Source organism: Exiguobacterium sp. TNDT2, assembly GCF_003331145.1.
GTDB lineage: Bacteria > Bacillota > Bacilli > Exiguobacteriales > Exiguobacteriaceae > Exiguobacterium.
The window spans coordinates 162,105-187,036 of sequence record NZ_QLVE01000004.1 but is presented as its reverse complement, the minus strand read 5'-3'; the positions used below and the strand labels follow the sequence as shown (position 1 = coordinate 187,036).

Genomic DNA, 24,932 nt, shown 5'->3' with positions numbered 1-24,932 from the left:
TAGCTTTTACTGCCAATACATACTCCTCCTCAAGACGGTTGTTTCAATTGATAGACGAATGCGAGCACTTCGGCGATCGCCTGATAAAACGACTCGTCAACGACTTCCCCGATATCCATTTGGGCGTACAGCGCACGGGCCAACGGTTTGTTTTCGACAATCGGGATGTCATGTTCTTTGGCCACGTCACGGATATTGAAGGCGACACGATCGACCCCTTTGGCGACGACGAGCGGCGCGAAGTCTTTCGTGTCGTCGTACCGGATAACGACGGCATAGTGGGTCGGGTTGGTGATGACGACATCCGCGTTCGGAATTTCTTGCATCATACGGCGCAGCGCCATCTCCCGTTGTTGTTGTTTGATTTTCGATTTGATGAGCGGGTCACCCTCACTATTCTTATACTCGTCTTTGATATCTTGCTTCGACATGCGAATCGATTTCTCAAAATCGAACCGTTGATAGAAAAAGTCGAGCAATGCGAGCGCGAGCAAGGCCACACTCACCCAAAGTCCGAGTTCAATCGTGATATGGGCGAGCGCGATGACCGATTCACGGATATGTTCGACCGCCATGCGGGACAGTTCTTTTTGGTTCTGCCAGAGCACGGCGACGGCAGTCGTCAGGATAATCAATAATTTGAATAAGGACTTTAAAAATTCGACGACCGCTTTCATACTGACAATCCGTTTGACTCCTTTAAGCGGATCGATTCGTTCGAGTTTCGGTTGAATCGCTTCCGCCGAGAACAACGTCCCGATTTGAAGGTAGTTGATTAAAATCCCGAACACGACGGCGACCACGAAGAACGGGCCCACGATCAGTCCGACGCGAAGCAACAAGTCGGTGAGCATGCCGGACAATCCGTTCGACAAATCGAACAGCAAGTAGCTCGGACCGAGCAAATCTTTCGTCACACTGAACAACTGTTTACCGAGATACGGCCCTAAGAACGATAACATGAGAAACATTGCGAACAAGGCGAAAGCACCGGTCAAATCGGCCGATTTGGCGACTTGTCCTTTCTTGCGCGAGTCCTCTCGCTTTCGTGGGGTCGCTTTTTCGGTTTTTTCTCCTGCAAAAAATTGAAGATCGACCGATAAGGTATATAGAGGCTTCATGAGGCGTCTCCTAGCACAGTCATAAAATCACGTAACACTTCTTGTAAAATCGGGATGAATTGGCTGATGCCGTTCAAGGTCAAGCCCATCATGACGACCATGACCGAAAATCCCGCAATCAGCTTGAATGAAAATCCGATTGCAAAAATATTGAACTGCGGCGCCGATTTCGCCAAGAACCCGAGCGCCATGTCGACGAGCAAGAGCGACGCCATGAGCGGAAAGGCAAGTTGCAGGGCGACCACCATCGTCATCGTGACGACCTTGACGGCCATCATGAGTGACGCTTCGCTAAAGTCGATGATCGGCTGACCCGGCGGATAAATTTGAAAGCTATAATAGATGCCATCAATCAGCAACAGATGTAAGTTGCTCGACAGCATGATAAACAACGTGAAAATATAATAGAATCGACCAATCAGCGGCGACTGGCCTCCGAACATCGGGTCATAGGCCGATGCCATCGCGAGTCCGAGCTGTAAATCGATGACGCCACCCGCAATCTGGGGCGCGAAAAATAATATGTTAATCAATATACCGAGCACCAAGCCAATCAACACCTCGTACAATACCTGCAAGATATAGGCTTGGCCGAGATCGAGTGGCTCTGTCACCGTGAACATCGCATAGTACGCTAAAAAGGCACTGAACGCGACGCGGTGCATGACCGGCAGTTGCCGGGATGAAAATAACGGGACGCTCACGAAGAAGCCTGACAGACGGGCGAACGTCAATCCATACAGACTGATGAAATCGACCGCGTTCATTTCGAGGCGACCTCGACCATGAGTTCAAAAATCAAACGGGTGAACCCTTCAATCTGTTGCAGCATCCAAGGTCCGAAGACGACGAGCCCGATAAAGACCGAGACGATCTTTGGGACGAACGATAGCGTCTGTTCTTGAATTTGTGTCGTCGCCTGCAAAATCGAAATGACGAGACCGACGACGAGCGAAATCAATAAGAGCGGCATCGAGATTTTCAATAACGTCCACACACTCTCCGTCGCCAAATAAATGACCATTTCCTGCGTCATATTCGTTCCTCCTACATACTTCTAAGCAAGGACTCCACAATCAAGTGCCATCCATCCACCAATACAAACAATAACAGTTTGAACGGCAAGGCGATCATGACCGGCGGAAGCATCATCATCCCCATCGACATGAGGACACTCGCCACGACCATATCGATAATCAAGAACGGCAAGAAGATCATGAACCCGATTTGGAACGCCGTCTTCAGCTCACTGATCGCATAGGCCGGGACCATCGCGAGGAGTGGGACGTCTTCGACCGACTCAGGTTGCTCATAATTCCCATATTTAATGAATAATTGCAAATCCTCTTGACGCGTATATTGGGCCATGAACCGCTTCATCGTATTCCCTGCCTCTTCGAACGCCTCGTCTTGACTGATTCGGTCGTCCATATATGGCGAGAGTGCCTTGTCATTCAACTCCGTTAGCACCGGCGACATGACGAACAACGTGATGAACAGGGCGAGCCCGATAATCAATTGGTTCGGCGGCGTCTGCTGGGTACCGAGCGCGGGACGGATAAAGGATAGCACCACGACGACGCGCGTGAAACATGTCATCAAGATTAAGAAAGATGGCGCGAGCGTAAGCAGTGTCAACACGACCAACAATTTGATCGAGGTCGATGTACTGTCTGGCGTCTCTAAGTTGATCAGTTGTTCAATCGTCGTCATCGTTTCTTCCTCACTTCTTCAATCTGAGCCAATTGCTGTTTGAACGTGTCGAGGAAAGCCGACGTGTTCGAGTTGTTCAAGGCAGGCGCATCGTGTGCAGCTTCATCCATCGCTTCGGCATCGAGCCGGTCTAGCAGTTGAATCGAATCGCCGACACCGAGCACGTAAACTTGTTCTCCAAGTTTGACGAGTTGCACCGATCGGTCTTTTCCGAGCGGGACCCCGCCGAGATGGGTCAAATGCTGAGCCGTTTTGACGCCTTGGGTACGTGCGTTCAACCACCGTACGAGGATGAGGAAACCGCCGATGACAACGACCAGACTCAAGATGAGTTTGATCGCTGTCCCGACCGATGAGACGGCCGATGTGACGGGTTCTTCTTTCGTGTCTGGCTGTTGTTGCTCGAACTGTTGATCGACGGTGGCGGCCTCGACCGTGGCCGGGACGCTTAGCCCGACCACGAGAAGGATAATCAACCACCACTTGTTCATTGTGCGACCGTTTTCGAAACTGCTTCAACGACCCGCTCTGCGTTGAACGGCTTGACGATGAAGTCTTTCGCCCCTGCTTGAATCGCATCGATGACCATCGCTTGTTGTCCCATCGCAGAACACATGATCACTTTCGCATTTGAATCGAAACCACGAATTTCTTTCAACGCGGCTAAGCCGTCCATCTCTGGCATCGTGATGTCGAGCGTGACGAGGTCTGGCATGAGTTCACGATATTTTGAGACCGCATCGACGCCGTTCTCCGCTTCCCCGACGACTTCAAATCCATTCTTTGTCAAGATATCCTTAATCATCATGCGCATGAACGCCGCATCATCTACTACTAAAATTTTTGCACTCATTGTTCTTCCTCCTTAAACGATGCCAATCCGCTCGTGCGGTTGGATAATTTCTGTTACTCGGACGCCGAAATTCTCTTCGATGACGACGACTTCGCCGCGGGCGATCCGCTGTTGGTTCACGTAAATATCGACCGGCTCACCGGCAAGTTTATCGAGCTCGATAATCGATCCTTGTGACAACTCGAGCACTTCGCGGACCGAACGTTTCGTCCGCCCGAGTTCGACCGTCACGCTGAGCGGGACGTCGTACAAGAGACCGAGGTTCGCCGGAATCGATTCGCTCGTCGCCGGTGCATGCAATGGCATGAACTCCGCTTGACTGACAGCGACTTCCGGTACCGACTTCATTTCTTGACGAACAGGCTGCTGCGGAATCGCAGCGGCAGGTGCTTTCGGAGCCTCTAGCTTCGGCGCGGCCGCAACAGGTGCGACCGGCTGTGGAGAAGTGGCTGCCATCAATTCGTTGACGAGCTGTTTCCCGAATTGAATCGGTGCGATTTGAACGATTTTCGAGTCGATTAACGTCCCAACTTTCAAATTGAACTCAATCAATACCATCGTTTCCCAAAGCTCGAGCCGATCGATAATCGTTTGATTCTTCGTCGCATCGAACACTTCAACGAGCGGCGGTGAAATATCAATTTTTTTCGAGAACACGGTCGACAATGACGTTGCCGCTGCCCCCATCATTTGGTTCATCGCTTCTTGCACAGCCGAAAGCCGGATTTCATCGAGCCCTTCCGGATCGACATCCATCCCATTCCCACCGAGCATCAAGTCCGAGATGATGGCCGCATCCTCACGTGTCAACACGAAGACGTTCTCACCTTTCAGGCCTTCAGTGTAACCGACGCGAAGCGCCACGTGCGGCGTTGGATAACGCTCGCGGAGCGCATCGATTGTGACTTCGCTGACAATCGGGGTCGTGATTTCAACTTTTTGTTGCAGTAACGTCGATAGCGCTGTCGCCGAATTTCCAAACGAGATATTCCCGATCTCTCCTAAAGCGTCGCTCTCCATCGAGTCAAGATGCTCTTCGGGCTTCGCCTCAGATTTGGACGAATCGCTCGTCCCTCGCAGTAATGCGTCTATTTCATCTTGTGACAACATCTCACTCATTGCTCTTCCTCCTTCACCCGGTGGAGCACTTGAACCGCCATCCGTTTCCCGCTCACACCGACTTGCCCTTTGAACACTTTATTTTCCCCTACCATGATGGACAGCGGGTCTTTCACTAATTGATCGAGCGTTAAACAATCGCCAATCTCGAGATGTAACAAGTCACCGAACGTGATTGTCGTCTCTCCGAGCAAAGAAACGACTTCAACCGTCGAGTTCATCAATTGAACTTTAAGCGGTTCTTTACTGTTGCCGCTCGCATTGCGGCGGTTGGCCTCCTGCATCCAATAATGGCTCGACAGCTTGGATAATACCGGCTCGATCGTCACGAACGGTAAACAAATATTAATCGTACCGCTCACTTCGCCGATGGTGACACCGATTGAGATGAGGACGACCGTCTCGTTTGGTGAGACGAGTTGAAGGAACTGGGGATTGACTTCGACCGCTGTCATCTCTGACTTGATCTCGGCAATCGATTCCCATGCCTCCCCGTATCCCGCGAATGCCCGTTTATATAACTGGGTCAAGATGCGCATTTCAATTTCTGTGAAACTCTCGACTTTTTCAATCTCGACCCCCGGACCGCCGAGCAGACGGTCGAGCATTGCGTATGAGATGTTCGGGTTGACCTCGATGATGAAGCGGCCGTTAAGCGGCGGTGCCTCAATCAAGTTGATCATCGTCATACTTGGGATGGAATGAATAAATTCATCGTACGGGAGTTGCTCGACCGAGTTGACCGTGAACTGCACGTATGTCCGGAGCTGGGCAGAAAAGAATGTTGTCAACATGCGCGTGAAATGTTCATGGATTCGTGTCAGACTTCGAATTTGGTCTTTCGAGAAGCGGACTGCCCGTTTAAAGTCGTATTGCCGAACTTTTCGTTCTTCTTCTTGATGTAAAAAGGAATCGGCTTCGACGTCGCCGCTGCTTAACGCCGATAGCAAGGCATCAATTTCTTGTTGAGATAAGACTTCTCCCATGATGCCACCTCACTGTATGATTTTCTTCGTCATATAGACACGTTGGACCTCACCTGACTCCAACAGTCCATTTAATTGTTTACGGAGCGACTGCTCAAACTTCTGCATGTCCTCTTTCGTCGTCAACTGAGCTTTCGTCATGCCGGCCAAATCACCGAGAATCACGTTATGCACTTGGAACTTTCGAAGTTCGAGATCTTCTTTCGTCTCAGCGGCATCGGTCACGATTGTGAATTGGACGTTGATGAAACGCTCATCTTGAATGTTCGTCGTCATATCGTCGGTCGTGAAGCTGCGCTCGGCCAATTCTTCGGCTGTGACCGGCTTTGTCTTCGCTGTCACGTTGTCACCGAACAAGTATTTATAAGTCATGAATCCGGCCCCGCCCATGACGAGCAGGACGACTAGCAAGATGAGCGCCATCTTCATGGCGCCACCTTTTTGTTTTTCTTCACTCATCTTCTTCACCTCGTATGCCTGTCGTTCCAATCAAACCGATTGAAGCGTAAAACGCTGTCGTCCGGTCGATGATTTGTTGTTTCGTCTCTCGGACGATGTACGTCTTTCCGTTATATAAGTGAATGATCGTATCAGGCTCAGCCTTGACTGTCTCGATGAACAAGGCGTTCAGCACGAGTTCTTCACCCCGTAGCGTCGTGACGCGAATCATCAGCGTTTCAAGTTGACGAGTTCTTGCAGAATCTCGTCCGATGTGGTGATGATGCGGGTGTTCGCTTGGAACCCACGCTGTGCGACAATCATTTCCGTGAATTCTTCCGATAAATCGACGTTCGACATCTCGAGTGCGCCGGAGACGAGCTCGCCACGACCTCCCGACCCCGGAACTCCAAACTGTGGTGCTCCTGAGTTTTGAGATTGAACGAAGTTGTTGGCACCGACTTTTGAGAGACCCGCATTGTTGGCAAAGTTAGCCGTGACAATGTAACCAGCAATCCGCAATCCTCCAGCGTTATCTACAAAACTGACTTGGCCATCTTTTCCGATTGATATCGAACGGGCGTCAGTCGGGATGTTAATACGTCCATAACTAGCAGTTTGCGGTGTACCTGGTAAATATGGAGCAGGTAAATCAATTCCCATTTCAGCAGCAGTCGGTGTTGTAGTGAGACCCGCAGCTGCAGGCGGGGTATTTGTATACGAACCAATTAGATATGTTCCGTCTCCTGTCACCAAATTCCCTTGGTTATCAGTGTAAAAGTTACCGGCGCGTGTATATTGGAGTTGGCCGTTCACCATCGTCGCATAAAATCCTTCACCCGAGATTCCGACGTCGAGCGCTCGACCTGAGTTTTGCATCGCGCCTTGGTTATAGACGTTGTCGACCGTCGCCATCGTACCACCGAGTCCGACTTCTTTCGGGTTGATCCCGCCGGTTGTCGCATTACCTGCTGACGCACTACCGACTTGCTGGCTGACGAGGTCTTTGAACGTGACACGGCCTTTTTTATAGCCGAACGTGTTGACGTTAGCGATGTTGTTCCCGACGACATCAAGCTTAGATTGGAAGTTCTTTAATCCACTGATTCCTGAGTACATTGCTCTTAACATGATGAATCCTCCTATGATTGTTTGATGGAAGTGATGGTATACACGTTGACGGACGTCCCGTCTTCAAGGTCGGCCATATAACCGGACTCGGTCTTCGAAATTGAGAGGACACGTCCCGACCCTTCGATTGTTTCGGTTTCCGTCTCCGACTTGTAATCAACGGTTTGACCGATCATATTGCTGAACTCCGAAATCGACGCCATTTGCCGGTCGATCAGCGCGGAATCAAGTTGTTTGGAAATCGTCTGCATCTGTTCGAGAGAAGAGAACTGAGCCATCTGAGAAATGAACTCCCGGTCTTCCATCGGCGACATTGGATCTTGGTTGGCGAGTTGTGCGAGCAACAGTTTCAAGAACATGCTTTGATCGTATTGGTTCGTTGCTTTCGGCATCGATTGATCCGGCAACGTATAATCACTCGTCTTCGGCTGGATGGTCGTCATCTTCTGGTTCTCCTTTCGGTTGTTCCTGTTGCTCCGGTTCCGATTGGTCGAACTCGTTGAAACCAGAACCTTTCGCCTCAAGCGCCTGTTGCGTCAAGTTAATCTCGACCCGGACACTTTGTGTCAGCGGTTGAAGCGTCTGTTGTAACTGTTGGACCTGGGACTGAAGCAACTGCTTCGCTTCCTGGTTGCTTGCGAACAGTTTGACGACAAGTTCTCCATTTTGACGTTCGAGCTTGACCACAAGTTCACCTAACTGTTCAGGATAAAGCCGGACTGTGAACACTTTCGACCCATCAGCTCCGCTCTTGAACGGTGCGCGTTGAAGCGCTGCTTCGATCCGGGCTTGAAGGTTTTCAGGAAGCGAACCCTTCGACGCGTACATGGACGTTTCCGAATCGATTTGCGGCCGGGACCACGTCATGCCTTTCGGTAAAAATTCGACGTTGTCTTTTACAAGTTGTGGCAAAGGGTTCGTCGACGTTTCGTTTTGTTGGAGAACGGGAATAGGTTTTGAGGTCTGGCCTAAATTCCCTTTGTATTGCGAAACGATTTGCTGGATGATTTGAACGTTATCGTCGACCGTCATCTGGGATTGTTTCCCGGCCGTCGCTTCGCGTTCCGGCTTGCCTAACACCACCACAGAGCCCGGTACTATCGTTTGAGCGACAGCGAGCGTCGTCGCGACGTCTGTCGAGACTTCTTCGGCCGTCAATCCTTGGGCTGTACCTGCTTGTGCGAGGACGCCGATATAGGCGTCCATGAACTTCCGATAGGCGTCTTGCGGCAATGATTTCAACCACTCTAAGCTATCCGGTTGCTGTAACCACTGTTCAAGCTGATTCGATAAATTTTCAAGTGGGAGTGCGCTGTCAGGAACTGTGGGCGATTCTGATGCCAGCGTCGTCGCCACGGCTTCCAATTCTGCTTGTGGCAACGCCCGTGCGGTAGCACCGCCAATCAGTGATGAAAGCAAGTCTAAAAACTGTCCGGCGGCCGGGGCGGACGTTGTCTCTCCACCCTTAGACGTCGTCCCTGGGATCGCTTGAGCGAGTAAGGCGATATTCATCATCAGGTCATCCTTTCTTATCACTGTAGCAACTGGGTCACGACGGCTGCTTGTTGGGCATCCATCCGTCCTAAAATATCGGCTTGTTGCTTCGGTGACAATTCTTTCAATAAGTTGGCCACTTGCGGGCTCTCAAGTTCGTTCATAATGGCAGCGGCTTGTTTCGCTGACATCTCTTCATAGACGCGAGAGACGTCCGATGTTTCTTCTGTCGCCGTATTCGCCGTCGCCAGTTCTGCAATCAGCCGGTCTCGCTCCTTGATCAACTTCGATACTTCCTCTTGGCGAGCCTTCACTTCGGTCGTCAACTCGAGATTGTCTGCCCGAAGCTTCTCAATCTCGGCGTTCGCCACCTTTAAACGATTTTCGGTATCGGCGTCAATCCCGGTCACATTCACGTTCGTCTCCACATTCTCTTCCGGCTCTTGTTTCGCACCGATCTCTAGAAACGGGACCGATAACAACGGACGATCCATCGCATAGTTCATGACGACGATTCCCCCGACGAGTAGAAAGATGGCCGGGACGAGAACGAGCGCGACCAATAGCTGTCTTCCCCGCTTCGAGTTGTCTTTTTCCATCGGTTTACTTCCCTTTCCCGTGATGAATCACTGCCAGCTCATCGATGAAATGTTGTTCGACGAGCTTCGTCGCCGCCACTTCATCTTGACTGACTTTTTCGTGCAACGTTACATATTTCTTTTCCTCGACGACTTTTCCAAGCAGACGCTCCTGTGACAAATGGTATCGGTTGCGCGCCTGCTGGACGACGAGCTGTTGTGTCTCGATTTGACGTTTCAGCCGTTCACGTGTCTGCTCACGGTATTGCGACATGAGCAAATCGATGACGCCATCTTGTTGATCTTGACTCTTCATAAGCGACTCGTACGTCAACACGAGGCGATAGAGCGCCTCCATCTCCGTCTCGAACCGTGCTTTTTGCTGCCTCATCTCCGTCGCGGACTCTTCTTTCTCATGCTCTGCAATCGGCATAATACGCTCTAACAATAGTCTATTCATGGTTCACCTCGCACGATGTGGGCCAGGCGTTGGAGCGATTGCTCGAGCGGGGCCTCTTCTTCGATGGATTGCTTTAAAAAGGTCAATAAGTTCGGATACTGCTCGATGGCGGTATCAATCGCCGGGTTCGTCCCTTTTTTGTAGGCCCCAATATTGATTAAGTCCTCGGCATCTAAGTATGTCGCGAGCCAACCTCTGAACGTTTGGGCGGCCTCACGGTGCACCGGCGTCGCAATTTGGTTCATGACACGACTAATCGACTTTAAGACGTGGATGGCCGGGAACTGGCCGCGGTTCGCGAGCGAACGGTCCATGACGAAGTGACCGTCCAATATGCCGCGCACCGCGTCCGCGATCGGTTCATTCATATCGTCACCGTCAACGAGGACGGTATAGAAAGCGGTAATCGAGCCTGTCACGGCCGTCCCGCTTCGTTCTAGCAGCTGCGGCAACATCGCGAACACGGATGGGGTATATCCTTTTGACGTCGGAGGTTCCCCGGTCGCAAGGCCGATTTCCCGTTGCGCCATGGCGAAGCGGGTCACCGAATCCATCATGAGGACCACTTCCTTGCCTTGGTCCCGGAAGTATTCGGCGATGGCCGTTGCTGTGTAGGCCCCTTTCAACCGGACGAGGGGGGGCTGATCGCTCGTCGCCACGATGACGACCGAACGGTCCATCCCTTCTGGTCCGAGCTCTTTCTCGATGAACTCTTTCACTTCACGGCCACGTTCGCCAATCAAGGCGATGACGTTAATGTCGGCCGACGAGCGTTTGGCGATCATCCCGAGCAGTGTCGATTTCCCGACACCCGAGCCCGCGAACAACCCCACCCGCTGTCCTTTACCGACCGTCAACAGACCGTCAATGACGCGGACACCCGTCGACAAGACATCTAAAATCCGTGGCCGTTCGAGCGGATTAGGCGGTTTCCGAAGGACGTCGTAGCGTTTTCCAAGTGAGGCTGCTTCCCCGGACAAGGGACGGCCGAGACCGTCGAGCACTTGCCCGACCAGCTCGTCACCGACCGGGACTTGAAGCATCCGTCCCGTGCCTTTGACCATACAACCCGGGGCAATCTGGGTCGTCTCCCCGTAAGGCATGAGGAGCACGCGCGCCTCGTTGAAGCCGACGACTTCCGCCTCGACATGTTGACCGGATGGGAGCTCGATCAAACATCGTTCTCCGATAAAAGCACTCGGCCCATTCGACTCGATCATCAAGCCGACGACCCGACAGACGCGTCCGACTTTGCGGACGTACTCGTCATCGGGCGAGGACACAATCGACTCGAGCACGCGATCAATAAGCGCCATCGGCCAAGACCTCCTCGATTTTAGAGCGCACGCGGTCAAAGCTATAGCTTAAATCGAGCTCATCCCCGTGATGCGGGGTCTCGATTCTTACGCTTGTCTCACTCAAACCGGCATCCGCTCGGTACTTCAATGGGGGACCGTCTGGTGTCGCCCACTCCGACTCGAAACGTTGAATCGAAGCGAGGCGAGTCGGATGGACATACACCGTCAATGCTTCGGCGTCAAGCTGACGAAGCAACTGTTCTCGAATCCGATCGGCGAACAGCGCCTCATCGTTTCGGACGAGTTCGGTCGTCACACGAGCACTGACCTCGACGGCAAGGGCGACGAGCTGTTGCTCCGCATTTCGCCACTTCAGATCGAACAATTGTTCAAGTTCGAACGTAACGGTGTTCAGCCGCGTCGTCAACTCGTCATACTCCGCCTTGCCTTCTCGTCTTCCTTGCTCGAAACCTGCGTCAAAGCCTTCTTGCCTAGCTGACACGAGCACTTCTTCACGTAAGTCGGCGAGTTCTTGCTCCATCGCTGTGCGGCGTGCTTCAAGCGCGGCTTCGTCTAGTCGAAGTCGTTCCCGCTTCTGTTCTAATTGTTCACTTTCCTGGTCGTACTGTTCCACCGATACCGGTTCGAGGAACGGCTTCGAATCGATTCGTTGCGGCTCCAGTGGTGTTGCATAGTGACGTTTGATTACGTTAGACAACGATGTCATCTCCTCCACCGCGGCTAATCACGATTTCTCCGACGTCTTCTAAGCGACGGATGATGCCGACGATGCGGCTTTGCGCTTCTTCGACGTCACGCAACCGGACAGGCCCCATGAATTCCATGTCTTCTTTGAACGTATCGACCATTCGTTGTGACATGTTTTTGAAGATGATCTGTTTGACTTCTTCGGACGAGACTTTGAGGGCGAGCAATAAATCGTCGTTCGCGACTTCGCGGATAATCCGTTGAATCGCCCGCGAATCGAGCGTGACGATGTCCTCGAAAACGAACATCCGCTTTTTGATCTCCTCGGCCAGTTCCGGGTCCTCGATTTCAAGTGCGTCAAGAATCGTGCGCTCGGTCGTACGGTCGACACCGTTGAGCACTTCGACGACCGCTTCGATACCGCCGGACTGGGCATAGTCTTGCATATCGGTCTGGGACAAGTTTTTCTCAAGAATCTGTTCGATTTCATGAATGACGTCCGGGTTGAGCCGGTCCATCGTCGCGATCCGCTTGGCGACTTCCGATTGAATCTCGGGCGGTAGTTCTGATAGAATTTGTCCCGATTTGACCGGTTCGAGATGCGCCAAAATCAAGGCAATGGTCTGTGGATGCTCGTTTTGAATGAAGTTGAGCAACTGTTTCGGGTCGGCCTTACGGGCAAACTCGAACGGTCGGACTTGGAGCGTCGACGTGAGCCTGTGGATGAGGGCCATCGCTTTCTCTTCCCCGACCGCTTTCTCAAGCACTGTTTTCGCAAACCCAATCCCGCCTTGCGTGATATAACTTTGCGCCATGGCGAGCTCATGGAACTCGCTCATAATCGTTTCTTTTTGTTCGGATGATACTTTCTTTAAGGCTGAGATTTGTAATGTCAACTGTTCCATTTCTTCCTCGGATAGATGCTTGTACACGTTCGCTGCCACTTCAGGTCCAAGCGAGATCATGAGCATGGCCGCTTTTTCTCGGTTCGGTTGTTTTGCGTAATTCACGGTACTCACTCCTCAGACATCCATGTACGGAGAAGTTTGGCAAACTCTTCCGGGTTGCTCTCTGCCAATTTCTCCAACTGTTTCTTCTTGACGGCTCCTTCGCCTCGTTCTTCGAGATCGAGGTCCGGAACCTCATCTTCATATGGGACTTCCCATTCGTTCGACTCGGCAACTGGTTCACGTTTGCGTTTTCGCATCGCGAAGAACAAGAGCGCGAGCAGGACAACAGCACCTGCTGCCGCCGCATACATCCACCACTGGGTCGGTTGTTCGACCGTTGCCGCTTCCTCCGTCTCAGCAAATGGACGCGAGACGACGACGACTTTCTGTTCAAGTTCGGCCTCAGTGAGCGCCTCACCGGTCTTCGCGAGCGACGTGCGGATAATCGAGTACATCATCGTCTCGAGATCCCCTTCGAGTTGCGGGTCGATTGCCGTCGCCCCATTTGGAGGTTCGACAATCAATTGAACACCGAGGTCGCGGATTGAGTAAGGTGCGTTTTGAATCTGTTTTGTGATGCGGTTGACTTCATAATTGATGATTTCATGATTCTTTTCGCTCTCTTCTTCGCCGGTACCATTGGCGGCCGGGAAATTGACCGTGTCATTCTCGGCCGTGCCCGCCGCGGTCGCCGCGCCCGTACCGCCTGTGTATGCTTCAGCGATTCGTTCCGCAGAAGTGACAATCCCTTCCATACTGTCCTCGTTGACAGGGGTCACGAGGTTTTGCTCTTCCGCCGTTTGTGTCGTATCGATATCGGCCGTGACCGAGACGAGGACACTGCGCTCTCCTAAGAGGACCGAAAGCATCTGTTGAATCTGTTGCCGAACGTCTTTTTCGACCTGTCGCTTCAAGACGAGGGGATCGGTGGATGACCCGCCTGCTGTCGACGTTTGGTCCAAATCGTAGTATGTAAAATATTGATCCATGACCGAGATGTTTTCTGGTTTCAAGTTTGGTACGCTCTTACTAATCAAATGGTAGAGCCCTTTCACTGTGGCGGGTTCTAGATTCGTGCCGGCCCCTAAATTTAAGACAATCGATGCGGTCGGCTCGCCTTGGTCTTCCGCCAAGAAGACCGACTTCTCAGGAAGCGAGATGATGACCTTTGCTTGGTTGATTCCTTCAATTTGCGTGATCAACCGCTCGAGTTCAGTTTGCATCGCACTTCGTTCGATGACGGCCATCTCTCGGTCGGTCGTTCCGAATCCGGCGTTCTCACTGAAGAAGCTGTAATCAATCGCGCCCGACTTTGGGATGCCCGCTGCCGCGAGGCTGACTTTCAATTGATCGACTTGTTCGCTCGGTACGTACACACTCACGCCGTTCGATGTCGCTTTAATCTCTGCTTTCACACCGTCAGCTGTCAGCTTTTCCGTCACCTCACCCGCTTCTTGGGCCGACAGGTTCGTATAAAGCGGAGCCATGCTCGGACGCGACAGCCAGACGGTCAAGACCACCGCGACGAGAAGTACGCCGGCGATGACGAGGCCCCAAAAGATTTTACGGTTCGTCTTCATTGCTTGAAGGGAACCGGTCAGTGAACCGAATCGTTCTTTTAACTTTTCATTCATCGCAACTCGTCATCCTCTACTTTAAACTTGCATTCGCATCATTTCTTGATAGGCCTCGACCGCTTTGTTTCTGACTTCAATGGCGAGTTGCATCGCAATCGATGACTCTTCGCTTTGAATCATGACTTGATGTAAATCAGCCTTGCCGATAGCAAGGTCGGCCCGGGCTGAGCTCGTCGCTTGTTGGACATCGTTCAACGATCGCATCGCTTCGTTCAAATACGTTCCAAACTGCGACGGTGTTTCTTTCACCGTCGGCGTGACGGTCGGTTGTGTACCCATCAACTGGATCGGATTAATCTGCATCGTTTGTCACTCCTTATCCTTTACCAATTTCCATCGCCTTGACGAGCATCGCCTTCGTGGCGTTCATGGCCGCGATGTTTGCTTCGTACGACCGGGTCGCCCCCATCAAGTCGACCATTTCTTTCAACAAGTCGACGTTCGGCATTTGCACATAACCGCGGTCGTCCGAATCCGGATGGTTCGGGTCGTAGACGAGTTTATACGGGCTCTCGTCTTCCACAATTTGCGACACGTGGACGCCGCCATTGACGGCAGACAACTGTTGTCGAAATGGTGCTTCCTGTAAGACTGTCATTTTTCTCGTATATGGCTGCCACTCTCCGTCGACGAGTTTGCCTCGTGTCGTCTGGGCGTTCGCGATGTTCGCGGATACCGTGTCCATTCGGAGGCGCTGCGATGTCAGTGCGGTCGCCGAAATATGAAAACTATCGAACATCCCCATCGTTAACGTCCTCCTCTAATGACCGTCTTGAGTCCGCCGAGTCGGCGGTTCAGTTGTTCCATCATCGCTTCATATTGAAGTTGGTTCCGAGCCAATTCACTCATTTCATAGTCGAGGTCGACGTTGTTCCCGTCACTTCGCATCGCGCCTCCGGCCCGGTCCATGACGGTCGTTGACGTACGTTCACTCGGACGCCCACCCGCCAACTTAAGACGCATCTCGTTGTTCAACGTCTGTTCAAACACGGCTTGTTTCGCCCGGAAGTTCGGGGTATCGATATTTGATAGGTTATGGCTGATGACCTTCTGATTTACGACCGAATGATTGATCGCTTGCTTCATTAATTGATAGTCGGTGCCGATCCAATTCACACGTTTCACTCACTTTCACCAAAAGAATGCATGTATATACCTTATTTGGAAAATCTACTATTACATTGAAACAAATCTGTAACAGTGTTGAAAGATATTTTTGTCAAAACAGGTAAATGCTATCGTCTCTTTTTGTCGAATTTACGACAAATTCTGAAAATAATTACTTTTGCACTAAAAAAAGCCGTTCCCGTATTAAAGAGAACAACTTTGTAAGCCGAAAGACCTAAATCATAGATTTCTTTTGAAAAAAAGCGCGTGATTGTTTTATTTCAATTTGATTTCAACTTATGAAGCTCAAATAAGAAGTTGTCATTCAGTATCTTAATATACGTTCCTTTCATACCAAGCGAACGAGATTCGATGACGCCAGCGCTTTCCAATTTACGAAGCGCATTGACGATGACTGAACGTGTAATTCCCACTCTATCGGCAATTTTGGAAGCAACTAGTAAACCTTCATTTCCACCAAGCTCTTCGAAAATGTGGTCGATTGCTTCAAGCTCAGAGTAGGAAAGCGAGTTGATTGCCATTTGTACGACCGCTTTTTTACGGGCCGACGCTTCGGCTTCGGCCGCTTTTTCACGAAGGATCTCCATTCCTACGACCGTCGCACTATATTCCGCCAAGACGAGGTCATCTTCCGTGAACTCGTTATTGAGACGCCCGAGGACGAGCGTGCCAAGACGTTCGCCACCTCCGATGATCGGGACGATCGTCGTCATCGAGTCGAGGAACAACTCACGGTTCTCCACCGGGAAGGCCGTATATTCACTGTCGATGCCGATATTTTCTGTCGTCTCTTTCACGTTGAACAAATTCGAGGCATAAGGCTCAGGGAATTGGCGATCGACTAAAAACGCCTTCATCCGTTCATTCTCGATTTGTTGTTTGATCGCAAAACCGAGCAAACGGCCGCGACGGCTCACGATGAACGTATTTGCTTCGAGTACTTCGCGCATTTTATCCGCCATCTCTTTAAAATCAACGTGTGCGCTTGCCTCTTGTTGAAGCATCGTGTTCAATTGGCGTGTTTTGTCTAGTAAGTTCATAATTCGTATTTTCCTCCCTGTATGTGCATACAGAATCTCATAGTATAAATTGGCTCAAGTCTCGATCTTCCGCAATCGATCCGACCTTCTCTTTGACATAAGCCGGTGTGATTTGAACGTGCGTTTGCGGCATATCGGCCGCCTCGAACGACAAGTCCTCGAGCACGCGCTCCATGATGGTGTATAAACGGCGCGCCCCGATGTCGTCTGTCTCCCGGTTGACATGCGTGGCGATTCGAGCGATTTCCTCGATGGCAGCATGCGTGAACTCGACACTGATCTCCTCAGACTCGAGAAGAGCGGTGTACTGCTTGATAAGCGCCTGCGACGGCTCGGTCAAAATCTTGACGAAGTCTTCTTCGGTCAAGCTGCTCAATTCGACACGAATCGGGAAACGGCCCTGCAGTTCAGGAATCAAGTCGGACGGCTTTGCCACGTGGAACGCGCCGGCGGCGATAAAGAGCACATGGTCCGTCTTGACCGGACCATACTTCGTCACGACGGTCGACCCTTCGACAATCGGAAGAATGTCCCGTTGGACCCCTTCCCGTGAGACGCCGGCATGATCTTGTGATTTTGTCGCGATTTTATCGATTTCATCGACGAAGATGATGCCCATCTGTTCACTGCGGCGGACGGCCTCGTCATGAACCTCGTTCATGTCGAGCAAGTTCTCTGCTTCCTCGGCGACGATGAGCGGCCGCGCTTCATGGACCGGCAGTTTGCGTTTCTTCCGTTTCTTCGGCACGATTTGACCGAGCATGTCTTGAAGATTCGATAACCCTTCCATGCCTTGTCCTTGGAACAAGTCGACGGTCTGTTTTTCTTCAAGGTTGACTTCAATTAACCGTTCCTCGAGCTCACCCAGTTCGAGCAAGCGGCGCAGTTGCACGCGATCGGACGACTGTGTGCTCGTCGGTTCCTCGGTCTTTTGACCTTGGCCACCGAACAGCGCCTCGAACGGATTCGAGGCGGACGGCTCGGCCTTAGCTTTGCCTTGTAGGGCGTCGAGAATCCGCTCGGTCGCGGCGACCTCTGCTTGTCCTTTCACGCCTTCTTTCTTCTCTTCCTTCACGAGCCGGACTGACGCCTCGACGAGGTCCCGAACCATGGATTCGACGTCACGGCCGACATAGCCGACTTCCGTGAACTTCGTCGCTTCGACTTTGACGAACGGCGCGCCGACAAGTTTGGCCAACCGTCGTGCGATTTCCGTTTTCCCGACACCGGTCGGTCCGATCATCAAAATATTTTTCGGTGTCACTTCATCGCGCAAGTCGGCACTCAATTTTTGACGACGATAACGGTTGCGGAGCGCGATAGCGACCGCGCGTTTTGCATCTTTCTGTCCGATGACGAAGCGGTCTAACTCCGCTACGATTTGGCGTGGTGTCAGTTCACGTTTCATTCAGAATTGCCTCCAATCGTTTCTACGATAACTTGGTCGTTCGTATAAACGCACAACTCCCCGGCAATCTCGAGCGCGGCCCGGGCAATCTCTTCAGCCGTTTTTTCCGACGAGTGACGGACGAGGGCACGTCCAGCGGCGAGCGCGTAATTCCCGCCCGAACCGATGGCCAAGATACCGTCGTCTGGTTCGATCACTTCTCCGTTCCCAGAGACGAGCAATAAATGGTCACGATCCATGACGATCAACAACGCCTCGAGTTGGCGGAGCATTTTATCCCCGCGCCATTCCTTGGCCAGCTCGACGGCCGCACGCGGCAAATTTCCGTTGTACATCTCAAGTTTTGCTTCAAACTTTTCGAATAACGTGAATGCATCGGCGACACTGCCGGCGAATCCGGCGACAACTTTGCCGCCGTAAAGACGTCGTACTTTTTTGGCTTTGTTTTTCATGATGACGGCATTCCCGAACGTGACTTGTCCGTCTCCGCTCATCGCGCCGTGTCCGTTATGACGGACCGCAAAAATCGTGGTTGCATGAAACATCTGATGACCTCCTACTTTCTCGGATGCGTTGCTTGATAAACCGCTCGCAGACGTTCGGTCGAGACGTGGGTGTAACGACCCGTCGTCGAGAGTGACTCATGTCCGAGCAGTTCCTGGACGGCACGAAGGTCCGCCCCACGCTCGAGCAGGTCCGTCGCAAAGCTATGACGGAGCGAGTGTGGTGTCAACGGCTTATGAAGGCCCCCAAGCTTCCGGAGACGCTTCATGACGTAGCGAATTTGGTCCGTTGTCACCCGATTCCCTTTTTGATTAAGAAATAATGCCGTTTCCGAAGACGTTGCGCACGTTTGCCGGACGTCCAAGTAACGGTCTAGCGCCTCGATGGCAAACCGTCCGATTGGGATGTAACGTTCTTTCTTCCCTTTCCCGACGACATGAACGAAGGCGAGGCCCGCATCATAAGACGACACATCCATGCCGCACAACTCGGCGACACGCATGCCTGTCCCGTACAACATCTCGACGATCGCGACGTCACGTGCCCGCAGGAGCGGGTCGTCTTGCCCTTCTGCTGCCTTTAAGAGTTGTTCGACATCACTCGGTACGGCGAATGTCGGCAGCGTCTTGCGCCGTTTCGGCGACGTCAGTCCGTGGAACAACGGTTCGCCGCCCGTCTCGCGTGCCACAAATTTCCCGAACTGTTTAAGGCACGACACTTTTTGAGCGACCGTCGTCGTGGCGGTGTCTGCCTCATAAAGGGCATATAAATAACGCCGCGCCGACTGCACATCATATGGATCTTGATGTGTCGAGTGGCAATAAACGGCGTACTGGTCGAGCGTCTGCTCGTAAGAGCGTTTCGTATGAGGAGACAATCGGCGTTCGACTTGGCAATAGCGTAAAAATGATAGTTGGTCGTCAACGAAGCCCATCCTCTCGCCCCCTCGTTTTCAGCTTAAAAACGCATGTTCCCGTCAAATCGAAATTAGCATAGCATACACAGTCAGAGGTGACAATAGATACCTCTTCAATAATCAGAAAATTTTCAAAGTGTTGTACAAGTTACACAATTGAAATTTAAGTTCATAAAAAAGGAGCCAAAAAATGGCTCCTTCCCTTAAATCTCTTTATATTGTTGAATCGTTTCGAGGGCACGGTTGGCATAACGCTCGTAACGTTCTTGTTTCTTCATTTTCTTCGGGGCGTCTTCAAGCGACGGCACGAGACCAAAGTTCGCATTCATCGGTTGGAAGTGCTTCCCGTCCGTCGTCGTGATGTAGTGGGCCATCGAACCGAGCATCGTCTCACGCGGGAGAACGACGAGCTCTTCCCCGGCAATCAACTTCGCCGCGTTGATTCCGGCGAGGAGTCCGGATGCCGCCGATTCGACGTATCCTTCGACACCGGTCATCTGTCCGGCGAAGAACAACGTGTCGCGTGTCCGCGCCTGATACGTCGGTTTCAACAGGCTTGGTGAATTGATGAACGTGTTCCGGTGCATGACACCGTAGCGTACGATCTCGGCGTTCTCAAGACCTGGAATGAGTTGAAGAATACGTTTCTGTTCGCCCCATTTAAGGTGCGTCTGGAAACCGACCAAGTTGAAGAGCGTCCCGGCCGAGTTATCTTGCCGCAACTGCACGACCGCATGCGGGCGTTTGCCCGTCTTCGGATCTTCGAGGCCGACCGGTTTCATCGGTCCGAACAAGAGCGTCTTCTTACCGCGTTGGGCGAGTACTTCAAACGGCATGCAACCTTCGAAGTAAATCTCTTTCTCGAACTCTTTGAGCGGGACGACTTCTGCTTTGACGAGCTCGTCGTAGAACAAGTCGAATTCTTCTTCCGTCATCGGACAGTTGAGGTACGCCGCCTCACCCTTATCGTAACGTGACTTCAAGTACACCTTGTCCCGGTCGATCGTCTCACCGTCCAAAATCGGCGCCGCGGCGTCGTAGAAGTAAAGGTAATCTTCACCCGTGAACGTTTTGAGCGAAGCCGAGAGGTCCGGTGACGTGAGCGGACCGGTCGCCATGATGACAATCCCGTCCGGAATCGCCGTGATTTCTTCGTTGTACACGGTCACGTTCGGATGGTTCTTCAACGTGTCCGTCACGAATCCGGCGAAGTCATGACGGTCGACGGCGAGAGCGCCGCCGGCCGGTACGCTCGCCGTATCCGCCGCTTTCAAGATGAGCGAGTCGAGCGTACGCATCTCTTCCTTCAAGACACCGACCGCATTTTGGAGTCCGTTCGCCCGGAGCGAGTTCGAGCAGACCAATTCCGCGAATTGGTCCGTATGGTGCGCCGGCGTCTTTCGCACCGGTCTCATTTCATACAAATCGACTTGAATCCCGCGCTTCGCGAGTTGCCAAGCCGCCTCGGAGCCGGCGAGGCCCGCTCCGATCACAGTTACACGTTGCTGCAAAGTTAATCCTCCTCTAACTGATGTACCTCGGCATGGGTACAGTTCGTACATTGATATTTCACACCGTCTTTGATTTTTTTCTCGACCATCATGTGATCACATTCCGGACACGGTTTCGCGACCGGCTTGTCCCATGAGACGAACTCACAGTCTGGATAGTTCGAGCAACCATAGAACAGTCGGCCCTTTTTACTGCGTCGCTCGACGACTTGTCCGTCTTCGCAGCTCGGACATGGGACACCGATCTCGACTTGTACTGGTTTCGTGTTCGTACAGTTCGGGAAGTTCGAGCACGCCATGAATTTCCCGTAGCGGCCCATCTTGATGACCATCGGCGCACCGCATACTTCACAGTCGATGCCGGCCGGTTCATCTTTCACTTCGATTTTCTCGATCTCGGCCTCGGCCCGTTTCAAGCGTTTCTCGAAACTGCGATAAATCGGGGCAACGACGTCGGTCCATTGGACTTCCTCGTTCTCGATCGAGTCGAGGAGCGTCTCCATGTCGGCCGTGAACTGTACGGTGATGAAATCATTGAAGTACTCGTCAATCATCTCGATGACAAGTTCACCGAGCTCCGTCGGGACGAACTTCTTCTCTTCGAGGACGACGTAGCCACGTTTTTGAATCGTGTCGAGCGTCGGCGCATACGTCGACGGACGACCGATCCCGAGCTCTTCCATCGCCCGGACGAGTCGTGCCTCGCTATAACGCGGCGGCGGTTGGGTGAAGTGCTGTTTCGGCTCAATCGTGTCGAATTTGACGAGGTCGTCGACTTCGAGCGGTGGCAGCAACCCTTCTTTTTCTGGATTCGTATCCTCGATATCATCATCTTTCGATTCGATATACACTTTCATGAAACCTGGGAATTTGACGGTCGATCCGTTGGCACGGAAAATCATACCGTTCGACTCGACGTCGATTTTCACTGTGTCGAGGATGGCCGGCGCCATTTGACTCGCGACGAGACGCTCCCAAATCAACTTGTACAGTCGGAGCTGGTCGCGTGACAAGTACGCTTTCACCGAGGCCGGATCACGCAATGCCGACGTGGGTCGAATCGCTTCGTGGGCGTCCTGGGCGTTTGCCGCCTTCTTTTCTTTCTGTTTCTGTAATGCGACATACTCTTCACCGAACGTGGACTCGATATACGATTTCGCTTCTTCTTTTGCCAAATCGGAGATCCGTGTCGAATCGGTGCGCATATACGTGATCAAACCGACGGTACCTTCTTTCTTCCCGAGGTCGATCCCTTCGTAAAGCTGTTGGGCGAGCATCATCGTCTTCTTGGCACGGAAGTTGAGCTTACGGGCCGCATCTTGTTGGAGCGAACTCGTCGTAAACGGGAGCGAGGCGTTCCGTTTCCGCTCTTTCTTCGTGACGTCGATGACTTTGAACGAGTCGTCGATCGCGTTGAGCACCGCGTCGGCGTCTGCCTCGCTCTTGAGCTCCAATTTCTTGCCGTCTTTCCCATAAAAAGATGTCTCGAACAATTCGCCCTCATGGTTAAGCGTGAGTTTGATCGTCCAATACTCTTCAGGGTCGAAGGCGTTGATTTCTCGCTCCCGGTCGATAATCATTTTGACGGCTACCGATTGGACGCGTCCGGCCGATAAACCTTTTTTAACTTTCTTCCATAATAATGGGCTCATCCCGTATCCGACGAGACGATCCAAAATCCGTCGTGCCTGCTGGGCGTCGACGAGATCGTGATTGATTTTACGTGGGTGCTTGAATGACTCCTTGATCGCATCTTTCGTGATCTCGTTAAAGACGACGCGACATTCTGTCGTTTCGTCGACGCCGAGGGCACGCGCTAAATGCCAGGCGATCGCTTCCCCTTCGCGATCCGGGTCAGCCGCGAGAAAGATTTTCGTCGCTTTTTTGGCTGCCGTCTTCAATTCTTTCAAAACTGGACCTTTTCCACGAATCGTAATGTACTTCGGTTCAAAGTCATGTTCCACGTCGACACCGAGTTGACTCTTCGGTAAATCGATGACGTGACCCATTGACGCTTTGACAGTGTAATTCGATCCTAAATAACGTTTAATGGTTTTTGCTTTCGCCGGTGATTCGACGATCACCAAATATTTTGCCATACATCTGCTCCCCTTTTAGAGGTCATTTAAATCCCTACCATGATATTCATGTTGGCGTCGGTTTGTCAACGTCCAATCCTTGAAGCCATAAGAATTTGTTCGGAAGTCGTCAATGGAATCGCCCCGTCCTCAATCAATCGGTTCGGTCCTGCCGCGAGCGGATCGAGCGGACTTCCTGGCACCGCGAACACCGTCTTTCCTTGCTCGAGCGCATGTGCGACCGTATTCATCGTCCCGCTCTTCTGACGTGCCTGTATGACGACGAGCTGGTCGCCGAGTCCGCTGACGAGACGATTTCGTTCTAAAAATTGAAATTTTTTGACTGGTGTTTCCGGCGGGTATTCAGTGAGAAGTAAACCGTGTCTCGAAATCTGTTCGAACAGCGGCTGATGGACATGAGGATACATATGCGAAAAACCGGACCCGAGGATGGCGATCGTCGGACGGTCGTGCCGTAGCGACAACTCATGGACGAGCCCGTCGATACCGAGCGCCCCACCCGATACCGATACAGTTTCTTCTATTAAAGGGCGGAAGTGTTCGACGAGTCGATGGCTGATCCGGTTCAATTCACGGCTTCCGACCAAAGCGGTCGTTTGTTGTTGTAGTACCTCTAAATCGCCTCGATAAAACAAACAATACGGCGGATTTGGGATGTCAAGCAACGCGCGCGGGAACGCATCGTCTTCCCACGTCAAAAAACGGTCATACGTGACCGTTGAACGAAGTGCCCGTTTTGCTTTGTTCCAGACGTTCGGATGGAACTGGCGGGTGCTAAAACCCGGATGAGACAAGTAATGATGGACGAACTCGACCGGCAGCCGTTCAGCCGCGAATCGAGCGATTGTTTGATTCATCACAATCACCTCTAAAAAAATGAGGGATGGCACGCATCCCTCATTTCGAATGGTTTACGTGGTCGGTTGCCCCGTCACGCAAGCTTCATATAACCCTTCTTGCTTCAACACCCGGATGAGCGTCTCTCCGATGACGGCAGGCGTCTCGGCGACTTCAATCCCGTTTGCGTTCAACGTCTTGATTTTCTCGGCGGCCGTTCCTTTTCCGCCCGAGATGATGGCACCGGCATGACCCATTCGTTTCCCTTCAGGAGCCGTTTGACCACCGATGAAACCGATGACAGGTTTCGTCATGTTCGCTTTCACCCATTCAGCGGCCTCTTCTTCAGCCGTTCCGCCGATTTCACCGATCATGATGACCGCTTTCGTGTCCTCGTCTTCATTGAACGCTTGGAGCGTGTCGATGAAGTTCGTCCCGTTAACCGGGTCGCCACCGATCCCGACCGCTGTCGATTGACCGATGCCAGCCGTCGTCAACTGATGGACCGCCTCGTACGTGAGCGTCCCTGAGCGCGAGACGATTCCGACGTGGCCTTTCGTATGGATATAGCCCGGCATGATGCCAAGTTTCGCTTCCCCTGGCGTGATGATACCCGGACAGTTCGGGCCGATGAGACGAGCCGGTTTATCCTCGAGGTAACGCTTCACTTGAATCATGTCGATGACCGGGATACCTTCTGTGATACAGATGATCAGTTCAATCCCGCTATCGGCCGCCTCCATGATTGAATCAGCCGCGAACGCAGGTGGTACGTAGATGATTGACGCGTTCGCGCCCGTCGCTTCGACGGCCTCTGATACGGTGTTGAAGACCGGTACGCCGTCAAGAACGGTCGTGCCACCTTTACCAGGTGTCACCCCTCCGACCAATTTCGTGTTATATGCCAGCATCTGTTCGCCGTGGAACAGACCTTGTTTCCCCGTGATCCCTTGAATGATCACTTTTGTATCTTGATTCGCCCAAATACTCATGTCGTTTCCCC

Annotated in this window: 30 protein-coding genes; all 30 read right to left on the bottom strand. The window is 52.2% G+C overall.

Annotation, left to right across the window (positions count from 1 at the left end):
* Positions 1-29 precede the first annotated feature (29 nt).
* On the bottom strand, positions 30-1,121 hold the full coding sequence (gene flhB / locus DPV68_RS04210; protein WP_114165559.1) for a flagellar biosynthesis protein FlhB: 1,092 nt from the start codon (positions 1,119-1,121) through the stop codon (positions 30-32).
* The gene (gene fliR / locus DPV68_RS04205; RefSeq protein WP_114165558.1) at positions 1,118-1,888 is read right to left on the bottom strand and encodes a flagellar biosynthetic protein FliR; all 771 of its coding nucleotides are present in this window, start codon (positions 1,886-1,888) and stop codon (positions 1,118-1,120) included. The genes flhB and fliR overlap by 4 nt, the downstream gene beginning before the upstream one ends.
* Positions 1,885-2,157, bottom strand: coding sequence for a flagellar biosynthesis protein FliQ (gene fliQ / locus DPV68_RS04200; RefSeq protein ID WP_021067134.1), 273 nt, complete (start codon positions 2,155-2,157; stop codon positions 1,885-1,887). The genes fliR and fliQ overlap by 4 nt, the downstream gene beginning before the upstream one ends.
* An 11-nt stretch (positions 2,158-2,168) precedes the next feature.
* Positions 2,169-2,834, bottom strand: a complete 666-nt coding sequence (fliP, locus tag DPV68_RS04195) for a flagellar type III secretion system pore protein FliP (RefSeq protein ID WP_114165557.1) — start codon at positions 2,832-2,834, stop codon at positions 2,169-2,171.
* On the bottom strand, positions 2,831-3,325 hold the full coding sequence (locus DPV68_RS04190) for a flagellar biosynthetic protein FliO (protein WP_114165556.1): 495 nt from the start codon (positions 3,323-3,325) through the stop codon (positions 2,831-2,833). Before DPV68_RS04190 ends, fliP begins: the two co-directional genes overlap by 4 nt.
* Positions 3,322-3,687, bottom strand: coding sequence for a response regulator (locus DPV68_RS04185; protein ID WP_114165555.1), 366 nt, complete (start codon positions 3,685-3,687; stop codon positions 3,322-3,324). The genes DPV68_RS04190 and DPV68_RS04185 overlap by 4 nt, the downstream gene beginning before the upstream one ends.
* Positions 3,688-3,699: 12 nt before the next feature.
* Positions 3,700-4,806 (bottom strand): flagellar motor switch phosphatase FliY, encoded by a 1,107-nt coding sequence (fliY, locus tag DPV68_RS04180; RefSeq protein ID WP_114165554.1) that lies wholly within the window; start codon positions 4,804-4,806, stop codon positions 3,700-3,702.
* The gene (gene fliM, locus DPV68_RS04175; protein WP_114165553.1) at positions 4,803-5,792 is read right to left on the bottom strand and encodes a flagellar motor switch protein FliM; all 990 of its coding nucleotides are present in this window, start codon (positions 5,790-5,792) and stop codon (positions 4,803-4,805) included. Before fliM ends, fliY begins: the two co-directional genes overlap by 4 nt.
* Before the next feature lie 9 nt (positions 5,793-5,801).
* Positions 5,802-6,251 (bottom strand): flagellar basal body-associated FliL family protein, encoded by a 450-nt coding sequence (locus tag DPV68_RS04170; RefSeq protein WP_114165552.1) that lies wholly within the window; start codon positions 6,249-6,251, stop codon positions 5,802-5,804.
* On the bottom strand, positions 6,244-6,462 hold the full coding sequence (locus tag DPV68_RS04165; protein ID WP_114165551.1) for a flagellar FlbD family protein: 219 nt from the start codon (positions 6,460-6,462) through the stop codon (positions 6,244-6,246). Before DPV68_RS04165 ends, DPV68_RS04170 begins: the two co-directional genes overlap by 8 nt.
* A complete protein-coding gene (gene flgG / locus DPV68_RS04160) occupies positions 6,462-7,361 on the bottom strand; it encodes a flagellar basal body rod protein FlgG (RefSeq protein WP_114165550.1) in 900 nt (299 codons plus the stop codon). The genes DPV68_RS04165 and flgG overlap by 1 nt, the downstream gene beginning before the upstream one ends.
* An 11-nt stretch (positions 7,362-7,372) precedes the next feature.
* Positions 7,373-7,804: a flagellar hook capping FlgD N-terminal domain-containing protein gene (locus tag DPV68_RS04155; protein ID WP_114165549.1), complete on the bottom strand. Its 432-nt coding sequence runs from the start codon at positions 7,802-7,804 to the stop codon at positions 7,373-7,375.
* The gene (locus DPV68_RS04150) at positions 7,776-8,873 is read right to left on the bottom strand and encodes a flagellar hook-length control protein FliK (RefSeq protein ID WP_232819489.1); all 1,098 of its coding nucleotides are present in this window, start codon (positions 8,871-8,873) and stop codon (positions 7,776-7,778) included. The genes DPV68_RS04155 and DPV68_RS04150 overlap by 29 nt, the downstream gene beginning before the upstream one ends.
* Before the next feature lie 20 nt (positions 8,874-8,893).
* On the bottom strand, positions 8,894-9,454 hold the full coding sequence (locus DPV68_RS04145; protein ID WP_114165547.1) for a MotE family protein: 561 nt from the start codon (positions 9,452-9,454) through the stop codon (positions 8,894-8,896).
* Between the two features lie 4 nt (positions 9,455-9,458).
* Positions 9,459-9,893, bottom strand: coding sequence for a flagellar FliJ family protein (locus DPV68_RS04140; protein ID WP_114165546.1), 435 nt, complete (start codon positions 9,891-9,893; stop codon positions 9,459-9,461).
* Positions 9,890-11,209, bottom strand: coding sequence for a flagellar protein export ATPase FliI (gene fliI / locus DPV68_RS04135; protein WP_114165545.1), 1,320 nt, complete (start codon positions 11,207-11,209; stop codon positions 9,890-9,892). Before fliI ends, DPV68_RS04140 begins: the two co-directional genes overlap by 4 nt.
* Positions 11,196-11,918, bottom strand: a complete 723-nt coding sequence (locus DPV68_RS04130; protein WP_114165544.1) for a FliH/SctL family protein — start codon at positions 11,916-11,918, stop codon at positions 11,196-11,198. Before DPV68_RS04130 ends, fliI begins: the two co-directional genes overlap by 14 nt.
* On the bottom strand, positions 11,902-12,909 hold the full coding sequence (gene fliG / locus DPV68_RS04125) for a flagellar motor switch protein FliG (protein WP_114165543.1): 1,008 nt from the start codon (positions 12,907-12,909) through the stop codon (positions 11,902-11,904). Before fliG ends, DPV68_RS04130 begins: the two co-directional genes overlap by 17 nt.
* 5 nt (positions 12,910-12,914) lie before the next feature.
* Entirely contained in the window at positions 12,915-14,483 is a 1,569-nt protein-coding gene (fliF, locus tag DPV68_RS04120) for a flagellar basal-body MS-ring/collar protein FliF (RefSeq protein ID WP_114165542.1), read from the bottom strand.
* A 21-nt stretch (positions 14,484-14,504) separates the two neighbouring features.
* On the bottom strand, positions 14,505-14,789 hold the full coding sequence (gene fliE / locus DPV68_RS04115) for a flagellar hook-basal body complex protein FliE (protein ID WP_114165541.1): 285 nt from the start codon (positions 14,787-14,789) through the stop codon (positions 14,505-14,507).
* 13 nt (positions 14,790-14,802) lie between these two features.
* On the bottom strand, positions 14,803-15,231 hold the full coding sequence (flgC, locus tag DPV68_RS04110) for a flagellar basal body rod protein FlgC (RefSeq protein ID WP_114165540.1): 429 nt from the start codon (positions 15,229-15,231) through the stop codon (positions 14,803-14,805).
* A gap of 2 nt (positions 15,232-15,233) precedes the next feature.
* Positions 15,234-15,602, bottom strand: coding sequence for a flagellar basal body rod protein FlgB (gene flgB, locus DPV68_RS04105; protein ID WP_114165624.1), 369 nt, complete (start codon positions 15,600-15,602; stop codon positions 15,234-15,236).
* A 272-nt stretch (positions 15,603-15,874) separates the two neighbouring features.
* Complete coding sequence (gene codY / locus DPV68_RS04100; RefSeq protein WP_114165539.1) at positions 15,875-16,654, bottom strand: GTP-sensing pleiotropic transcriptional regulator CodY; 780 nt, start codon at positions 16,652-16,654, stop codon at positions 15,875-15,877.
* Between the two features lie 37 nt (positions 16,655-16,691).
* Entirely contained in the window at positions 16,692-18,062 is a 1,371-nt protein-coding gene (hslU, locus tag DPV68_RS04095) for an ATP-dependent protease ATPase subunit HslU (protein WP_114165538.1), read from the bottom strand.
* Positions 18,059-18,607, bottom strand: a complete 549-nt coding sequence (hslV, locus tag DPV68_RS04090) for an ATP-dependent protease subunit HslV (RefSeq protein ID WP_114165537.1) — start codon at positions 18,605-18,607, stop codon at positions 18,059-18,061. The genes hslU and hslV overlap by 4 nt, the downstream gene beginning before the upstream one ends.
* 11 nt (positions 18,608-18,618) lie before the next feature.
* Positions 18,619-19,500, bottom strand: coding sequence for a tyrosine-type recombinase/integrase (locus tag DPV68_RS04085; RefSeq protein WP_114165536.1), 882 nt, complete (start codon positions 19,498-19,500; stop codon positions 18,619-18,621).
* 185 nt (positions 19,501-19,685) lie between these two features.
* Positions 19,686-21,044, bottom strand: a complete 1,359-nt coding sequence (trmFO, locus tag DPV68_RS04080) for an FADH(2)-oxidizing methylenetetrahydrofolate--tRNA-(uracil(54)-C(5))-methyltransferase TrmFO (protein WP_114165535.1) — start codon at positions 21,042-21,044, stop codon at positions 19,686-19,688.
* A complete protein-coding gene (topA, locus tag DPV68_RS04075) occupies positions 20,996-23,092 on the bottom strand; it encodes a type I DNA topoisomerase (protein WP_114165534.1) in 2,097 nt (698 codons plus the stop codon). Before topA ends, trmFO begins: the two co-directional genes overlap by 49 nt.
* 65 nt (positions 23,093-23,157) lie before the next feature.
* Positions 23,158-23,949: a DNA-processing protein DprA gene (dprA, locus tag DPV68_RS04070; RefSeq protein WP_114165533.1), complete on the bottom strand. Its 792-nt coding sequence runs from the start codon at positions 23,947-23,949 to the stop codon at positions 23,158-23,160.
* Positions 23,950-24,003: 54 nt separating this feature from the next.
* Positions 24,004-24,921, bottom strand: a complete 918-nt coding sequence (sucD, locus tag DPV68_RS04065) for a succinate--CoA ligase subunit alpha (RefSeq protein WP_034777173.1) — start codon at positions 24,919-24,921, stop codon at positions 24,004-24,006.
* Between the last annotated feature and the right edge of the window lie 11 nt (positions 24,922-24,932).

What these genes read in the sequence shown, in the direction of transcription:
- flhB (WP_114165559.1), bottom strand. Translation starts at nt 1,121, where the DNA reads ATGAAGCCTCTATATACCTTATCGGTCGATCTTCAATTTTTTGCAGGA.
- fliR (WP_114165558.1), bottom strand. Translation starts at nt 1,888, where the DNA reads ATGAACGCGGTCGATTTCATCAGTCTGTATGGATTGACGTTCGCCCGT.
- fliQ (WP_021067134.1), bottom strand. Translation starts at nt 2,157, where the DNA reads ATGACGCAGGAAATGGTCATTTATTTGGCGACGGAGAGTGTGTGGACG.
- fliP (WP_114165557.1), bottom strand. Translation starts at nt 2,834, where the DNA reads ATGACGACGATTGAACAACTGATCAACTTAGAGACGCCAGACAGTACA.
- DPV68_RS04190 (WP_114165556.1), bottom strand. Translation starts at nt 3,325, where the DNA reads ATGAACAAGTGGTGGTTGATTATCCTTCTCGTGGTCGGGCTAAGCGTC.
- DPV68_RS04185 (WP_114165555.1), bottom strand. Translation starts at nt 3,687, where the DNA reads ATGAGTGCAAAAATTTTAGTAGTAGATGATGCGGCGTTCATGCGCATG.
- fliY (WP_114165554.1), bottom strand. Translation starts at nt 4,806, where the DNA reads ATGAGTGAGATGTTGTCACAAGATGAAATAGACGCATTACTGCGAGGG.
- fliM (WP_114165553.1), bottom strand. Translation starts at nt 5,792, where the DNA reads ATGGGAGAAGTCTTATCTCAACAAGAAATTGATGCCTTGCTATCGGCG.
- DPV68_RS04170 (WP_114165552.1), bottom strand. Translation starts at nt 6,251, where the DNA reads ATGAGTGAAGAAAAACAAAAAGGTGGCGCCATGAAGATGGCGCTCATC.
- DPV68_RS04165 (WP_114165551.1), bottom strand. Translation starts at nt 6,462, where the DNA reads ATGATTCGCGTCACGACGCTACGGGGTGAAGAACTCGTGCTGAACGCC.
- flgG (WP_114165550.1), bottom strand. Translation starts at nt 7,361, where the DNA reads ATGTTAAGAGCAATGTACTCAGGAATCAGTGGATTAAAGAACTTCCAA.
- DPV68_RS04155 (WP_114165549.1), bottom strand. Translation starts at nt 7,804, where the DNA reads ATGACGACCATCCAGCCGAAGACGAGTGATTATACGTTGCCGGATCAA.
- DPV68_RS04150 (WP_232819489.1), bottom strand. Translation starts at nt 8,873, where the DNA reads ATGAATATCGCCTTACTCGCTCAAGCGATCCCAGGGACGACGTCTAAG.
- DPV68_RS04145 (WP_114165547.1), bottom strand. Translation starts at nt 9,454, where the DNA reads ATGGAAAAAGACAACTCGAAGCGGGGAAGACAGCTATTGGTCGCGCTC.
- DPV68_RS04140 (WP_114165546.1), bottom strand. Translation starts at nt 9,893, where the DNA reads ATGAATAGACTATTGTTAGAGCGTATTATGCCGATTGCAGAGCATGAG.
- fliI (WP_114165545.1), bottom strand. Translation starts at nt 11,209, where the DNA reads ATGGCGCTTATTGATCGCGTGCTCGAGTCGATTGTGTCCTCGCCCGAT.
- DPV68_RS04130 (WP_114165544.1), bottom strand. Translation starts at nt 11,918, where the DNA reads ATGACATCGTTGTCTAACGTAATCAAACGTCACTATGCAACACCACTG.
- fliF (WP_114165542.1), bottom strand. Translation starts at nt 14,483, where the DNA reads ATGAATGAAAAGTTAAAAGAACGATTCGGTTCACTGACCGGTTCCCTT.
- fliE (WP_114165541.1), bottom strand. Translation starts at nt 14,789, where the DNA reads ATGCAGATTAATCCGATCCAGTTGATGGGTACACAACCGACCGTCACG.
- flgC (WP_114165540.1), bottom strand. Translation starts at nt 15,231, where the DNA reads ATGGGGATGTTCGATAGTTTTCATATTTCGGCGACCGCACTGACATCG.
- codY (WP_114165539.1), bottom strand. Translation starts at nt 16,654, where the DNA reads ATGAACTTACTAGACAAAACACGCCAATTGAACACGATGCTTCAACAA.
- hslU (WP_114165538.1), bottom strand. Translation starts at nt 18,062, where the DNA reads ATGAAACGTGAACTGACACCACGCCAAATCGTAGCGGAGTTAGACCGC.
- hslV (WP_114165537.1), bottom strand. Translation starts at nt 18,607, where the DNA reads ATGTTTCATGCAACCACGATTTTTGCGGTCCGTCATAACGGACACGGC.
- DPV68_RS04085 (WP_114165536.1), bottom strand. Translation starts at nt 19,500, where the DNA reads ATGGGCTTCGTTGACGACCAACTATCATTTTTACGCTATTGCCAAGTC.
- trmFO (WP_114165535.1), bottom strand. Translation starts at nt 21,044, where the DNA reads ATGTACGAACTGTACCCATGCCGAGGTACATCAGTTAGAGGAGGATTA.
- topA (WP_114165534.1), bottom strand. Translation starts at nt 23,092, where the DNA reads ATGGCAAAATATTTGGTGATCGTCGAATCACCGGCGAAAGCAAAAACC.
- dprA (WP_114165533.1), bottom strand. Translation starts at nt 23,949, where the DNA reads ATGAATCAAACAATCGCTCGATTCGCGGCTGAACGGCTGCCGGTCGAG.
- sucD (WP_034777173.1), bottom strand. Translation starts at nt 24,921, where the DNA reads ATGAGTATTTGGGCGAATCAAGATACAAAAGTGATCATTCAAGGGATC.